The 14,605-nt window shown below is 65.1% G+C and carries 15 protein-coding genes; 4 read left to right on the top strand and 11 right to left on the bottom strand.

What is annotated here, in order from left to right:
- Positions 1-263: 263 nt before the first annotated feature.
- Positions 264-590 carry a hypothetical protein gene (locus BN1233_RS32255; RefSeq protein WP_147707670.1) on the bottom strand — a complete coding sequence of 109 codons (327 nt, stop codon included), beginning with the start codon at positions 588-590 and terminating at the stop codon, positions 264-266.
- 177 nt (positions 591-767) lie between these two features.
- On the opposite strand from BN1233_RS32255, the gene BN1233_RS32260 reads away from it, so the two are divergent.
- Complete coding sequence (locus tag BN1233_RS32260; protein WP_046867718.1) at positions 768-2,495, top strand: carbamoyltransferase family protein; 1,728 nt, start codon at positions 768-770, stop codon at positions 2,493-2,495.
- 90 nt (positions 2,496-2,585) lie between these two features.
- Here the strand turns inward: BN1233_RS32260 and grxD are convergent, their stop codons facing one another.
- The 7 genes from grxD to purC all read right to left on the bottom strand — a co-directional run bounded on the left by grxD (position 2,586) and on the right by purC (position 7,969).
- Entirely contained in the window at positions 2,586-2,921 is a 336-nt protein-coding gene (gene grxD / locus BN1233_RS32265) for a Grx4 family monothiol glutaredoxin (RefSeq protein WP_046867719.1), read from the bottom strand.
- Between the two features lie 39 nt (positions 2,922-2,960).
- Positions 2,961-3,203 carry a BolA family protein gene (locus BN1233_RS32270; RefSeq protein WP_046867720.1) on the bottom strand — a complete coding sequence of 81 codons (243 nt, stop codon included), beginning with the start codon at positions 3,201-3,203 and terminating at the stop codon, positions 2,961-2,963.
- A gap of 23 nt (positions 3,204-3,226) precedes the next feature.
- The gene (gene purL, locus BN1233_RS32275) at positions 3,227-5,431 is read right to left on the bottom strand and encodes a phosphoribosylformylglycinamidine synthase subunit PurL (protein WP_046867721.1); all 2,205 of its coding nucleotides are present in this window, start codon (positions 5,429-5,431) and stop codon (positions 3,227-3,229) included.
- Positions 5,432-5,440: 9 nt separating this feature from the next.
- Positions 5,441-6,139: a phosphoribosylformylglycinamidine synthase subunit PurQ gene (gene purQ / locus BN1233_RS32280; RefSeq protein WP_046867722.1), complete on the bottom strand. Its 699-nt coding sequence runs from the start codon at positions 6,137-6,139 to the stop codon at positions 5,441-5,443.
- 31 nt (positions 6,140-6,170) lie between these two features.
- On the bottom strand, positions 6,171-6,410 hold the full coding sequence (gene purS, locus BN1233_RS32285; RefSeq protein WP_046867723.1) for a phosphoribosylformylglycinamidine synthase subunit PurS: 240 nt from the start codon (positions 6,408-6,410) through the stop codon (positions 6,171-6,173).
- 171 nt (positions 6,411-6,581) lie between these two features.
- Positions 6,582-7,112: a hypothetical protein gene (locus tag BN1233_RS32290; protein WP_046867724.1), complete on the bottom strand. Its 531-nt coding sequence runs from the start codon at positions 7,110-7,112 to the stop codon at positions 6,582-6,584.
- Positions 7,113-7,174: 62 nt separating this feature from the next.
- Positions 7,175-7,969 carry a phosphoribosylaminoimidazolesuccinocarboxamide synthase gene (gene purC, locus BN1233_RS32295; protein ID WP_046867725.1) on the bottom strand — a complete coding sequence of 265 codons (795 nt, stop codon included), beginning with the start codon at positions 7,967-7,969 and terminating at the stop codon, positions 7,175-7,177.
- Positions 7,970-8,299: 330 nt separating this feature from the next.
- Between purC and BN1233_RS32305 the strand changes: the two genes are divergently transcribed.
- Both BN1233_RS32305 and BN1233_RS32310 read left to right on the top strand, forming a co-directional pair.
- Positions 8,300-8,623 carry a DUF1476 domain-containing protein gene (locus tag BN1233_RS32305; RefSeq protein ID WP_046867727.1) on the top strand — a complete coding sequence of 108 codons (324 nt, stop codon included), beginning with the start codon at positions 8,300-8,302 and terminating at the stop codon, positions 8,621-8,623.
- Positions 8,624-8,651: 28 nt separating this feature from the next.
- Positions 8,652-9,437, top strand: a complete 786-nt coding sequence (locus BN1233_RS32310; protein WP_046867728.1) for an HpcH/HpaI aldolase family protein — start codon at positions 8,652-8,654, stop codon at positions 9,435-9,437.
- A 48-nt stretch (positions 9,438-9,485) separates the two neighbouring features.
- Here the strand turns inward: BN1233_RS32310 and BN1233_RS32315 are convergent, their stop codons facing one another.
- Positions 9,486-10,163, bottom strand: coding sequence for an alpha/beta hydrolase (locus BN1233_RS32315; RefSeq protein WP_046867729.1), 678 nt, complete (start codon positions 10,161-10,163; stop codon positions 9,486-9,488).
- A 112-nt stretch (positions 10,164-10,275) separates the two neighbouring features.
- Positions 10,276-10,983 carry a DNA-3-methyladenine glycosylase family protein gene (locus BN1233_RS32320; RefSeq protein ID WP_046867799.1) on the bottom strand — a complete coding sequence of 236 codons (708 nt, stop codon included), beginning with the start codon at positions 10,981-10,983 and terminating at the stop codon, positions 10,276-10,278.
- A 175-nt stretch (positions 10,984-11,158) separates the two neighbouring features.
- On the opposite strand from BN1233_RS32320, the gene gluQRS reads away from it, so the two are divergent.
- Positions 11,159-12,034: a tRNA glutamyl-Q(34) synthetase GluQRS gene (gene gluQRS, locus BN1233_RS32325; protein ID WP_046867730.1), complete on the top strand. Its 876-nt coding sequence runs from the start codon at positions 11,159-11,161 to the stop codon at positions 12,032-12,034.
- A 143-nt stretch (positions 12,035-12,177) separates the two neighbouring features.
- On the opposite strand, the gene BN1233_RS32330 is transcribed toward gluQRS, so the two are convergent.
- Positions 12,178-14,205: a M23 family metallopeptidase gene (locus tag BN1233_RS32330; RefSeq protein ID WP_046867731.1), complete on the bottom strand. Its 2,028-nt coding sequence runs from the start codon at positions 14,203-14,205 to the stop codon at positions 12,178-12,180.
- Between the last annotated feature and the right edge of the window lie 400 nt (positions 14,206-14,605).

Consider the following 14,605-nt stretch of genomic DNA (forward strand, 5'->3'; position numbering starts at 1 on the left):
GTCGCGGCCTGATCAATGGCGGCGAGCTGGGAGGCCTGAAGGCACGATTGCTGCTGTCCACCCTTCTGAGCGCAGGCTACGAGGGTGAGGAATTGGCTAGGCAGTTCGAGATCTACGCCCGCGCTTAGACCCACGCCTCGAGGCAGTCTCTCGTTCCCGCGACGCGGGAACGGTATCAGGAGGAGGTGAGCCGTCAGCTTCTCGATAGGCGAGGGCAGCCTTCACCCTCAGCTTCCGACCCCAGCGGGGTTGATCCTGGCGTCTCAGGCTGGCGCGAAGGCGCCCATCGCCTCCGGACACCCGGGTGCACCGTCGAAGCCGGGGCGCAAGAGACGCCAGGGGCGGTCAAAGGCTCGGCGCGCCTCTCCACCGCGGAGCTGGCGCAGTGTGCCGTCGGCCTGAACCTCCTCGAGCACGAGGAAGCCGAGCGCCTGCAGCATCACCGCGGCGGTCTTGGTGCCGACATCATCGGCGGCCACGGGCAGCGAGCCGGCCGCATAAACCGCCTCGATCAGCACCTTCGGGTGGCGTGTGGGTCCTCGAGTTCCGCGCTTCCGAAACGCAACAACGTTGCCCCCAGTCTCTGTCATGGTGAAAAGCCCCGCTTTGGCTGCTTGGCGCAGCTCGATCCTTGTCGGCCAAAAAGATCGAGGAAAATCCGCAGCTTGGGAATGCGACCAATGGACGGCGGGCAATTCGCCCAACGTAACGCGCATGACATGTCACCGAGGCCTTGCTAATCCCCTCCGTATCCGTTGGGGAGGGGCATGCGCTACTACATCGGGCTCGCAACCACATTCCATGATCCGGCCGTTGCGATCGTGGGGCCGGACGGACAGGTGCTTTTCGCGGAAGCTGCGGAGCGCCCCTTGCAGTACAAACGCGCGCCGAACTGCGAGCCGGATCTGCCGGGGCGCATGGAAGCTCTTCTGGCAGAGTGGATCCCGGAAGGGGCGGAGATCGTCATCGCGACGAGCTGGGGTGCGGACTTCACCGGATTTCTGGATCAGACCGCCCGTGCCGGCAGCTTCACTATCGGGACTCTCCTGCGCACTGCGCCGGGCCTCAATGCGTCCCTCGTTCCCGAACGCACCGAGCGCATCCTCGTTGCGAATCTCCACCTTGCCCAGCAGCGCGCCGGATACGGAGCGCTCCTCGCCCTCGATCGCGCGGCAATCGGGGTCCGCATCGTGGATCTGCGACGCTACGGACATCACCTTTCACATGCCGCGTACGGCCTATGGGGCAGTCCGTTCCGTGAGGCAGCCTGCCTGGTGGTCGACGGGATGGGCGAGACAGGCGCCTCGGCGATCTTCGCCCTTCAGGACGGCCGGATCGGCGAGATCAAGCGGCATGTCGGCCGGGCGTCGATCGGCTTCTTCTTCGGGCTCGTCACCGATCTCGCGGGCTTCGACCAGACAAAGGGTGAAGAATGGAAGATCATGGGCCTTGCGCCCTATGGCTGCCGTGATCCCGAACTCCTCGCTCTGCTGCGGCGTCTCTTCCGGGTCGAGCGCAACCGGCTGATCTTCTCCGATGCTGCGACGGTGCAATCGGTGGCCTCCGAGCTTCTGGCGCGACGACCCGCGAATGCCTGCGAAGAGGGTTGGGCGGATCTCGCGCGTTGCGGCCAGGATGTCTTCGAAGAGATGATGGACGTGCTCCTCGCGGAGGCGGCGTCGCTCGCGCCCTCGCCAAACCTCGTGCTGTGCGGGGGCTGTGCCTTGAACTCCTCCTATAACGGAAAGATCCTGGCGCGTTCCCCATTCACGGCGCTCCACGTGCCGTCCGCCCCCGCCGATGACGGGAATGCGATCGGCGCCGCGTGGCTCGCCTTTGCGGAAGACGATCCGGATTGGCGTCCAAAGTCGGGGCCGCTCACACCCTATCTCGGGTCACGCATCTCGACCGAGACGCTCGAACGCATGGCGGCTTGGGAACCACGCCTGCGGCATCTTGGGGCTGGAATTGTCGATGCCGCCGCCGATCTCCTGGCCGAGGGCAAGCTCGTCGGTTTCGTCCAGGGCAGAGCCGAGTTCGGGCCTCGCGCGCTTGGGAATCGCTCGATCCTCGCGGATCCGCGCCCTGCAGACGCGAAGGAGATCCTAAACGCGAAGGTGAAGTATCGCGAGGCGTTCCGTCCCTTCGCCCCATCGATCCTCGCCGAGCATGTGCCAGACTGGTTCGAGGACGCGCAGGACTCGCCCTACATGGACAGGACGCTGCGCTGGCGTGCGGATATGCAGGGCCGGGTGCCGGCTGTGGTCCACGAGGACGGGACTGGGAGGCTGCAATGCGTCACGGCGGATCGCAATCCTCGCTACCATGCGCTCATCAGCGCCTTCGCGAGGCGGACCGGTGTCCCGATCGTGCTGAACACGAGCTTCAACATCATGGGAAAGCCGATCCTGCACAGCACGGAAGACGCTCTGCTGATGTTCTATACGACCGGCCTCGACGCAGTCGTGATCGAGGACTGGCTCATCGCCAAGTGAGGCAGCAGGCTCGTCACCCGACGGGGTGCAAAAAGAAAAGCCCCGGCCGGAGCCGGGGCGATTCCTGTACGCGATAGATGCAGGCGCGCGTTACGCCGACTGCTTTACCGTGATGCCCTTGTCGGCAAAGAGCTGCTGCAGCTCGCCAGCCTGGAACATCTCGCGCGTGATGTCGCAGCCGCCGACGAACTCACCCTTTACGTAGAGCTGTGGGATCGTCGGCCAGTTCGAATAGTCCTTGATCCCCTGGCGGACGTTCTCGTCCTCGAGCACGTTCACGCCTTTGTACGGGACGCCGAGATAATTCAGGATCTGCACGACCTGCCCGGAAAAGCCGCACATAGGGAATTGCGGCGTGCCCTTCATGAAAAGCACGACGTCGTTGGACTTGACCTCGTTATCGATCACCTGGTGAGCATCGCTCATGGAACTCTCCTGTTGCGCTACGTTCAAGGCGCAGCGCGTTCATGCCTGATTGTCGGTGGCGACCGTCGTCAGCGCAAGGGCATGGAGGGCGCCGCCCATCCGCCCCTGCAGGGCGGCATAGACCATCTGGTGCTGTTGTACCCGCGACTTTCCCCTGAACGCCGCCGAGGTGACGGTCGCCGCATAATGGTCCCCGTCGCCTGCAAGATCGCGGATCTCAACCATCGCATCGGGCAGCGCGCCCTTGATGAGCCGCTCGATCTCCTGCGCATCCATCGCCATTACGAGACTCCCCCAACCGTTGTTCAACCGGCCATGAAACGGGGCAGCCACGCCTCGTGGGCCGCCTTCAGATCCTGCACTGATATGGCCTCACCATCGGGCAGAATCAATGAATCTCCGCCCGTCATGCCGATGATCGCGGCGGGTATGCCGAGGGCCGTCGCCTCGTAGAGAATGTCCGGCGCCTGATCGGCGTCGACCGCCAGGAGATAGCGACCCTGATCCTCCCCGAACAGGAAGGCGTGGAGCGGCAATCCTTCGGGCGCGGCGGCCAGGCTTGCGCCGATCCCGCCGGCCATCGCCATCTCGGCCACGGCGAGGCCGAGGCCCCCATCCGAGCAGTCATGGACGGAATCGACCTGGCCCGATCGGATGAGCTGGCGCACGAAATCACCGTTGCGGCGCTCAGCCGTGAGGTCGACGGGCGGGGGCGCTCCCTCCTCGCGCCCGCAGATCTCGGCGAGGTAGATCGACTGGCCGAGCCAGCCCTCCGTATGCCCGATCAGGACGAGCGCGTCGCCCTCCCGCTTCACGCTCGCGGAGGCGCGCACCGTCACGTCGTCCACGACGCCGACGCCGCCGATCGTCGGCGTCGGCAGAATGCCCTCGCCGTTCGTCTCGTTGTAGAGGGACACGTTCCCGGAGACGACCGGGAAATCGAGCGCGCGGCAGGCCTCGCCGATGCCGCGGATGCAGCCCACGAACTGACCCATGACTTCCGGCCGCTCCGGGCTGCCGAAATTCAGGTTGTCGGTGATCGCGAGAGGTCGTCCGCCGACAGCCGTGATGTTGCGCCAAGCCTCCGCAACGGCCTGCTTGCCGCCTTCGACAGGATCGGCCTCGCAATAGCGCGGTGTCACGTCGGTCGTCAGAGCAAGGCCTTTCGGGCCATCCTCAACCCGCACGATTGCGGCATCGCCGCCTGGCGTCGCGATCGTGTTCCCGAGGATGAAGTGGTCGTATTGTTCATAGACCCACCGCTTCGAGCACTGCTCCGGTGATCCGACGAGGCGAAGGAGGGCCTCCGCGTTGGAGATCGGCGCCGGAACGCTCTCCGGCGCGATGACCGGCTGATAGGTGTTCGCGAGATGCGGACGATCGTAGACGGGCGCCTCGTCGCCGAGTTCCTTGATCGGCAGGTCCGCCATGACCTCGCCGTGATGCTTCACGACGAAGCGCAGGGTGTCGGTCGTGCGCCCGATGATCGCGAAGTCGAGACCCCATTTCCGGAAGATCGCCTCGGCCTCGGCCTCCATTCCCGGCCGCAGCACCATGAGCATCCGCTCCTGGCTCTCCGAGAGCATCATCTCATAGGCCGTCATGCCTTCCTCGCGGCACGGCACCCGATCGAGGTCGAGCTCGACGCCGAGATTGCCCTTCGCGCCCATCTCGACCGCCGAGCAGGTCAGGCCGGCTGCCCCCATGTCCTGGATCGCGATGACCGCGCCGCTCGCCATCAACTCGAGGCAGGCTTCGAGGAGCAGCTTCTCGGCGAAGGGATCTCCGACCTGAACGGTCGGGCGCTTCTCCTGCGAGGATTCATCGAACTCCGCAGACGCCATCGTGGCGCCGTGGATTCCGTCGCGGCCGGTCTTCGAGCCGAGATAGACGATCGGATTTCCGACCCCCGTCGCTGCCGCGTAGAAGATCTCGTCGCTGCGCGCGAGACCGACGGCCATCGCGTTCACGAGGATGTTGCCGTTGTAACGGGGGTGGAAGCCGACCGAGCCCCCGACCGTCGGAACGCCGAATGAGTTCCCGTAGCCGCCAATTCCTGCGACGACCCCGCTCACGAGATGTCGCGTGCGCGGATGATCGGGCGCACCGAAACGGAGCGCATTGAGTGCTGCGATCGGCCGGGCGCCCATCGTGAACACGTCGCGCAGGATGCCGCCGACGCCCGTCGCTGCGCCCTGATAGGGCTCGATGAAGGATGGATGGTTGTGGCTCTCCATCTTGAAGACGCAGGCGAGCCCGTCGCCGATATCGATCACGCCGGCATTCTCGCCGGGCCCCTGAATGACCCAGGGCGCCTTGGTGGGCAGCGTGCGCAGATGCAGGCGCGAGGACTTGTACGAGCAATGCTCGTTCCACATCGCCGAGACGATGCCGAGCTCAGTAATGGTGGGCTCGCGGCCGATGAGCGCGACGAAGCGCTCGTATTCGTCGGGTTTCAGCCCGTGCTCCTTCACGAGCTCCGGCGTGATCTCGATCGAACTGCGGATCATCTTGTCCTCTTATGCCGCGCGACCGAGGGACTCGACGAGGCTCTCGAACAGAGGCAGGCCATCGGTCCCGCCGACGAGGTCTTCGATCAGGTTCTCGGGATGCGGCATCATCCCGAGCACGTTGAGACCGGGGGAATAGATTCCCGCGATTGCATTCATCGAGCCATTGCGATTGGCATCGTCGGTGAGGGCGCCGGTCGCGTCGCAATAGCGGAAAGCGACGAGGTTCTCTCCCTCGAGCCGCCGCAGCGTCTCTTCGTCGGCCGTATAGTTTCCTTCGCCGTGGGCGACGCAGACATCAATGACCTGGCGCGCGGCGTAGCGGCGCGTGAAGGCGGTGTCGTTGCGCTCGACGCGCAGCAACTGCCGATGGCAGATGAAGCGGAGGTTCGCGTTGCGCATGAGGATGCCGGGCAGGAGCCCGGCCTCGCAGAGAATCTGGAAGCCGTTGCAGATCCCGAGCACGAGGCCGCCCGCTTCCGCGTGCCGGCGCACCGCGTCCATGATGACCGCGCGTCCGGCGATCGCCCCACACCGGAGATAGTCGCCATAGGAAAACCCGCCCGGGAGGACGACCAGATCGGTGCGATCCGGCAGGTCCGGATCTGCGTGCCAGATGCGCTCGGCTTTGGCACCAGCGCGGGTGAGGGCGCGCACGGCGTCGGCGTCGCGGTTGGATCCCGGGAAGACGATGACGGCAGCTTTCATGGCGGGCTCCCTCGGCGCTCGGCACGCCGTCTCAAAGGAGTTCGATCCGGTAATTCTCGACGACCGTGTTGGCGAGGAGGCGCTCGCAGGCCTGGCGCAACGCTTCCTCAGCAACGGCGCGGTCACTCGTATCGAGTTCGACGTCGAAGACCTTCCCCTGGCGCACGGACGAAATCCCGTCAACGCCGAGCGAGGCGAGGGCCCCCTCGATCGCCTTGCCCTGCGGATCGAGCACGCCATTCTTGAGGGTGACGGTCACGCGGGCTTTCATGATCGATATCTCCAGCGGCTGGCCAGCATCGTAGTCAGGGACCGATACCGGATGTTGCCGGTAAGGCCAACGCCCGCTGCCCCGATCGGTGCGCAAACCTCGCACCGCGACAACGATGCACAGACCGGCGTTCCTGTGGTCCGGGAGACGTCGGGAGAGATCCGGGTTTTCTCAAGACTGGAGGTGGGCGGCAGCGGCGCGGCGCACGGCGCTCAATACGGCGTTTTTCTCTTCGCCCACGACCAGCACGATCCGGAGATCCGCGCCATCCCGGCGGGCGAGCGCCGCGCCATGAGCGTGGCGCTTTCCATCCTCCCGCACGATATCGATCCCGAAGCCTCTGGCAGTTCCCTCCTGGAGCGGCACGATCGTGGAAACGGAGCGTTGCCGCGGCTTTGCCCCCTTCGTCGGCGGAGGCGCCGGGGTCGCGAGGCGGGCCGCCAGTGGAGCAGGGTCGTGAAGGAGCCGCTCCGCAACATCAGCATCTTCCCCTCTAAGCCGCACGACACCGACGACCATCCCGGGCCGGCACTCGGGCGGCGCGCAGAGAGCAACGGCCTCGGGGATGGCACGGTCCTCGGCCAGCCAGGATCTGAGCGGGAGGTTGATCCACGGCGTCTGAAGGGTTTCCGGCAAGCCGGCGACGGATTCCGGAAAATAGCTGCATCCGGTCGCGGCGAAGAGGGCTGCCGCCGCGAGCAATCCCCAGAACGAGGAAGCCCGGCGCGGGGCCGGGCATCGTTCTCTTGGACCGGCGCAGACTGTCACTGCACGAGGCGCGGGCCGCCGACAGCTGTCTTGTCGTTCTCGGCGAGAATCCCGAGCCTGCGCGCAACCTCGGAATAGGCTTCGATCAGGCCGCCGAGATCCCGGCGGAACCGGTCCTTGTCGAGCTTGTCCTTGGACTTCATGTCCCAGAGCCGGCAGGAATCCGGGGAGATCTCGTCCGCCACGACGATCCGCATCATGTCGCCTTCCCAGAGGCGCCCGGTCTCCATCTTGAAGTCGATGAGACGGATGCCAACGCCGAGGAAGAGTCCCGAGAGAAAATCGTTGACCCGGATGGCGAGCGCCATGATGTCGTCGATCTCCTGCGGGGTCGCCCAGCCGAAGGCCGTGATATGCTCTTCCGACACCATCGGATCTCCGAGGGCATCGTTCTTGTAATAGAATTCGATGATCGAGCGGGGGAGTTGCGTGCCTTCCTCGAGGCCGAGACGCTGAGACAGGGAACCCGCAGCCACGTTCCGGACCACGACCTCGAGCGGAATGATCTCGACCTCACGGATCAGCTGCTCGCGCATGTTGAGCCGCCGGATGAAGTGCGTCGGAACCCCGATGTCGTTGAGGTTCTGGAAGATGTACTCGGAGATCCGGTTGTTCAGGACACCCTTGCCGTCAATCACCTCGTGCTTTTTCGCATTGAAGGCGGTCGCATCGTCCTTGAAGTGCTGGATGAGAGTTCCCGGCTCAGGTCCCTCATAGAGGACCTTCGCCTTGCCCTCGTAGATGCGACGGCGGCGGTTCATTGGAGTGTACCGTGGTTTGAGGAAGTCCATAGGGGGCCGTGGCTCCTTTTGTAGGATTGTCAGATCCGCGGCTCGCGCGGGCGCGGTCAAGGACCGGCAGCCCGGCTCGGGCGAGAACCTACCCGATCACCGCGTGGAGCACAACGACAGCCTGGAAACCCTTGCCAGCGTCAAATATGCTCGAGGCAAGTGCGAAAAAAGAGGCAGCTTCAGAATGCCCGGCCTCGCTTTCCACCGACGATGGTTCACTCCGGGTCGGAGACGGAAAACGGAGCTCAAGCAGCTGTTCCATCTGGTAGGGGTGTCGCCGGGTGTCTATATCGCGGGCATCAAGCTCGAGCTTAGGGAGCCCGCTGTTTCATGACTACCTTCGACGAACGTAAGGACGCCTTCGAGCGGAAGTTTGCTCTCGACGAGGAGCTTCGCTTCAAGGCGACGGCCCGCCGCAACAGGCTCTTCGGGCTCTGGGCTGCCGCTCAGCTCGGCAAGGAGGGCGCCGATGCGGAAAGCTATGCCAAGAGCGTCGTCCTGGCGGATTTCGAGGAATCCGGTGACGCCGACGTCATTCGCAAGGTCAGGACCGACCTCGAAGGCGCCGGGAAGCCCGTCGGCGAGCGCGAGCTCGAGCGCAATCTCGAGGAGCTGATGATCCGCGCCGTCGACGAGATCAAGGCCGGCCGCTAGCCGATAGCTTCGAGAAGGGGAGGGAGCAATGTCCAGTGTGCAGGAGCTTGGTGATCGCCTGAGAGCAGGGAATCCGGCCTTTTCGGCGTGGTGCGGACTTCTCGAGCCCGGGATTGCCGGGCTCCTCGCCCGGGAGCCTTTCGACGCAATTACGCTGGACATGCAGCACGGCGCGATCGATCTCGCGACGCTCATCCGTGCCATCCCGCTGGTGGTTGCCGCGGGAAAGCCCGTCCTCGCGCGCATCCCGGTCGGCGATTTCGCGACGGCGTCGCGTCTCCTCGATTCCGGCGTGTCGGGGATCATCGCGCCGATGATCAACACCGTCGAGGATGCCCGGCGTTTCGGAAGATTCACGAAATTCCCGCCCCTCGGAGAGCGAAGCTGGGGGCCTCATGCCGCGGTGGCGCTCAGTGGGCTGTCGCCGACCGATTACTTCACCCGGGCCAACGGATTCTCGATCGCCCTGGCGATGATCGAGACACGGGAGGCCCTGGGGATCGTCGACGACATCCTGGCCACTCCCGGCGTCGATGGCGTGTTCATCGGCCCTGCCGACCTCTCGATCGCCCTCTCGAACGGTGGCGTCGTCGACCCGGCGAGCCCGGAGGTCGAGAAGGCACTCGACCACGTCCTGGCCCGTGCCCGCGCCGCGAACCGCTTCGCGGCGGTCTACGCGCCGACGGGAGAGCGTGCGGCGGTTCTGGCCCGCCGGGGCTTCGACCTGATCGCGATCGGAAGCGACATCACCTACCTCCGTACCGGTGCCGCCCAGGCGCTTGCGGCTGCACGGGCTTCAGCCAAGGGCGCCTGATCCGAGCTGACACGCGGGCAGACCTGCCACCGAGAGGGCAGGGCTGCCCTATCCGGGATAGGGCAGCCCGAAGGATTGTGTGAGGAAAAGGCCCCCGTGCCGAAGTCCTTCGGCATCGATTCCGTGCGCGACTCCAGCCGAGAGGTGCCATTGGCAGGGGATCTCTGCAACGCCGAGGGCATCGGATGTCATGAAGAGAGCTTCGACCGGGATCACGTCGTCCCGGTCTCCGTGCACCAGCAGGATCGGGGGCTTTGACCGGATCTGACTCTTCAGGCTCTCCGGCCCTTTTCCCTCCTCGACCACGAGCATGCCCGAATAGCCCAGGACCGCCGCTACGGGTGCCGGACGTCGAAGCGCGACATGCAGGGCCATCATGGTTCCCTGGCTGAACCCCACGAGAGCGAGCTTCGAAGCCGGAAGGTCGTGTCGCTCGAGTTCGGTGCTGAGAAAGGCGTCGAGGCTTGGGCCGGCATGGTTGACCCCACGCCAGCGCTCGTGCGGATCGCGGAACGTCAACGGGAACCACTGCCGGCCCATGGGCGCCATCCCGCACGCCTCCGGAGCATGGGGAGCCACGAAGGCCGCGTCAGGGAGCCAAGGCTGCCATTGCCGGCCAATTTCGATCAGGTCGTTCCCGTCGGCACCGTAGCCATGCAGGAACACGACCAGCTGACGTGCCCGACCGGAGCGGGGGGCAAGTCTCGGGCCGTCGATCGAAGCCATGATGAAAATTCTCCGGTGGTGAATGGGTCGGGGATGCTCAACCCTGCCCTTCGCGCCCGGTCAAGCCGATGCGTGAACGATCAGGGAGGGGAGGCAGGCCATGGGAGGACGGTTACCTGCGTCGTGATCGTTGCCGCGACCTTTCGTCGGTGGGATTCGCGATAATTCCCGCCCGGCCCTTCAGACGGCGGTAATGTGACCAGAGGAGATGCGCGGCCGCGCCCCGCAGGGGCCGCCACCGTTCGGCGAGTGCGGTGAAATCTGACCGGCCCGGTCTACTGGGGAGGTCGTAAAGGGACCGAGCTGCCTCCTGTAAAGCGAGATCGCCTGCCGGCAGCGCATCGGCATCGCCGAGGCAGAAGAGGCGGTAAACCTCCGCGGTCCATGGTCCGATCCCAGACACCGAGGTCAACAGCTCGTCGGCTTCTTCGGAGGGCAGCGATCCGAGCCGGTCGAGAGGAAGGCTCCCCGACAGGCAGGCCTCTGCGGTTGCTCGGATCGTCCTGATCTTGGCGGCCGAGAGGCCGGCCTCGCGCAGCAGGGTGTCGGGCGCGGCACGAATCGTCTCTGGCGACAGAACCGGAAAGCGATCGATGAGGCGCGACAGGATAGCAGTCGCGCTTGCGGTCGAGACCTGCTGCGCGACGATAATGGCCGCAAGGCCGGGAAACCCATCTGGTCGCCGGCGCAACGCCGGTCGGTCTCCCGCAAGCGGGGCGAGCATCACGTCGCGCTCGACGAGAAAGGTAATGGCCGTTTCGAGATCGGCTTGGGTGGCCAGCCGGGCGGGAGGACCGATGGTCTTTGAGGATGAGGTCATGGCCTGCATGGTTCGAGCGTTCCGGGGCGAGGTCACCAATGGCGGTTCCGCCATGTGATCGGGGCGCGGTAAAGAGAGGCCGGCGGGTCAGGGCCGAGGCTCCTCGACCCACCGGATCTCCGACCATACCTCTCCTCCCGGACAGGCCGGCGATATCTCGAAACCTATCTTACGAATGACACCTCATGATCCGCCTATCTTCCGGTTCGCGCCGAGCCCCAATGGGCGGCTCCATCTCGGCCATGCCCGGTCCGCTCTCCTGAACCAGGAATTCGCCCGCCGTGCTGGCGGACGCCTCCTGTTGCGGATCGAGGATATCGATCTCGAGCGCTGCCGTCCCGCTTTCGTCGCGGGCATCGTCGAAGACCTCGCCTGGCTCGGTTTCACCTGGGAGGAGCCGGTCCGGCGGCAATCGGATCATTTCGAGGATTACCGTGACGCGGCGAAGAGGCTGCGAGAGCGCAACCTCCTTTATCCATGTTTCTGCTCCCGACGGGATGTCGCCCGGTGTGCCGCAGCGAAAGGCGGGGCGACGACGGATCCCGATGGAGCGCCGCTCTACGCCGGCACCTGTCGATCCCTCCCGATGCGCGAGGCCGAGCGCCGTATCGCTGCGGGTGAGCCTCACGTCTGGCGACTTGCGATGAATCGGGCACTCGATGTTGCCCCGCGGGAACTCGGCTACAGCCGTTTCGATGCCGATTTCCGTCAGGAGAGCGTCCCCTGCACACCGAGCCGTTGGGGCGACGTCGTCCTTGTGCGCAAGGATACGCCGACGAGCTATCATCTCGCCGTTGTGGTGGACGACGCCCTTCAAGGTGTCACGCATGTCGTTCGTGGGACGGACCTCGAGGCTGCAACAGACCTGCACGTCCTGCTGCAGGCCCTGCTCCGTCTTCCGACACCGTGGTATCACCATCATGCACTCATCCTGGATTCAGGTGGCGGCAAGCTCGCGAAGAGCCGCGGCTCCGAAACCTTGGAGAGCCTGAGAGCGCGGGGGTGGACGCCGGAGATGGTCCGCTCTGCGGTTAGGGCGGGAGTTCCGTAGGATCCGGCAAGTAGCGAGAGCAAACGCTAAATCCGGCAAGTCCTCGCCGGTGGCCTTGCCCATGAACCCCATCTGGCAGCAAGAGGGCTGGTTATGACAGGGTCGGAAAGGGCAGGACGATCAGGAGGAAGGCGAGCATCCCGTCAGCGCAGATCGGCGCGCTGAGCCATTCTCGTCGTCTGTCCAACCCGCTCGAGCAAGTCATCGACCTGCTCGCGCTGCCGCTTGAATTCCGCCAGTGCCCGTCCGTCGAGCTCCTCGCCGCGCGGGACGCGGATCTTCATCGGATCCACCAGGTGGCCGTTGACAATCACCTCGTAGTGCAGGTGCGGTCCGGTCGAGAGGCCGGTATTTCCGACATACCCGATCACCTGGCCCTGACGGACACGCACGCCACGCGCGATTCCCTTTGCGAAGCGCGATTGGTGCGAATACGCGGTCACATAGCCATTGGCGTGCTCGATCTCGATGCGGCGTCCGTAACCCGAATCCCATTCCGCCTTGATGACGGTTCCGTTACCCGCCGCGACGATCGGCGTGCCGATCCGGTTCGCCCAGTCGACGCCCGTATGCATCTTGGCATAGCCGAGAATGGGGTGCCGCCGCATGCCGAAGCCCGACCGAAGGATGCCTTCGGTGATGGGTTTCCGGAGAAGGAATTTCTTCAGGGATCTGCCGAGCTCGTCGAAATAGTCGACCGCGCCACTCTCGCCCTGGAAGCGATACACGCGCCGGGCCTCTCCACCAAGCGTGAGAGAGGCATAGAGGATCTCGGGATCGCTCTCCTCGTCGTCTGCTCCAAGAAAGATTTCGAATGAATCGCCCGGCCCAACACGGCGTTGGAAGTCGATGTCGTAACCGAAGATCCGGATCAGCTCCTCAACCATCTCCTGGTCGAGGTCATTCTTTGCGACGGTCTCATAAAGGCTCTCGTAGAGCCGAACGCCCCCGTTCCCTTCTCCCTCTTCCTCCTCGTCTCCCGCGGCAACCTGCTGCTGCAAATCCTCGGCCGGTGGATTGACCGATACGAAGACCCCGCGGTCATTGGAGGCTGCTATCGCCTCGATCCCGCGCTCGCCATACAGGACGATGCGCATGATCTGGCGCGGATCTCCAAGGCGCGGGCCCGGTGCGATCAGCAGGCGCACGCGCTGGCCTTCCGGAATAGTCGCAATCTTGACCCGAGCGCTAAGAGCGGTCGTGATCGAGCGGATCCGATCAGGGGGCGCTCCATAGGCCCGCAGCGCCATCTCGAGGGTCTCGCCCTTGCCGAGCGTGACGTCGCGCTCGTCGAAGAGAGGCTCGGACCCACGATTGTCGGCCTTTTCAAGCGAGGTGACGTTCTCAGGCACGACCCTGACCTCGATCGAGGTGAAGGGCGCATCCATGGGTTGTGCATAGCCCAGCGCGTCACCGAGGGCGTCCGGCTGGCGGAGAGTCCGGGAGAGCATCTGCTGCGCTGGGATCGCCATCTCGGACCGGCGTCCAGGAATTCCGATCAACCGCTGCTCCTCGGCGAGAATCGCGAGAACGTCCTCGTCCGTGAGAGCGGGCGCCTTGGGATCTACCGCGGTCAGCGTGAGGTCCTGCTTGACGACCGAGACATCGGCATCCGCCGGCTCGGGCGGCGGCTCCGGGGCTGCGCGCTCTCCGCTCTCCTGAGCGAAGAGCCGCCATGGGTTGAAGGGAGGGATGTCGGTCGCATGAGTCCCGACGTTCAGAGAGAGATTCGTCGCGATCCGGACGAAGTGGCGAACCTTGATGACCTCGCGCTCTCCCGTGCGGATGGTGACTGGCGCCCGCATCTCCTGCTTCGCGGAGGCGATCATCTCGGAACGGTTCAGGCGGTCGCCCTTGCGGGCGGTGGCCGGCGAGCGCTCCTCCGTCGTCACCTTGACGCGCGAGGCCACTGCGCGTTCAGGCGGCTGAGCATCCGTGGTTGCACCCTCGAGCGCCACGTAGATCGATGCGCCGATCAGGGCGGCCCCGGTGATCCCGGTCAGTACCGAGGCGCAGAGCCACCGCAGATTGACATCGCGACGGTCGATCTCCCGGGCGGCGCCCCCGCTAGAACTCAAGGGCGGCTCTTGGCCGAGCTGCACCAGCGCGCCGCGTGGGGAGGATGCTCCGTCGCCGCGGACAAGGCGGCTCTGAGGACGCAACTCTCTCATGGAGACATTCTCTTTGGCATGCGGATCGCGGGCTCTCCCATGAGTCGTGCCAGGGGCCCTTATCATCTTTTCTCCCGGCCCGCACTCCGGATACCGGAGAGCTGGGATAGGCGAAGCTCTTCTAATCTCCTCTCGGGGATCTGTGTCGAGAGTGAGGCCACGCTTCCGACGGGGCGCTTTTCCTGGTGGATACCGGCCAAAACGGGCCCGCCCGAGCGCCGTCAAAAAAACTTCATGAGCCGAGTTGACAGCCGAGAGCGACCCGGCCTATAAGCCCGCCATCGACGCCGCCGCTGACGCGGTCCGGTGTCAGACGCTTCCTCGGAAATGCCGGGCCTCTTCGCCCGACCTCGGTCGGAAAGAAGGTTTGTTTTCCGTGGGAGCTGCTGCTTTCGGGCGG

This window comes from Microvirga massiliensis, assembly GCF_001006805.1.
Lineage (GTDB): Bacteria > Pseudomonadota > Alphaproteobacteria > Rhizobiales > Beijerinckiaceae > Microvirga > Microvirga massiliensis.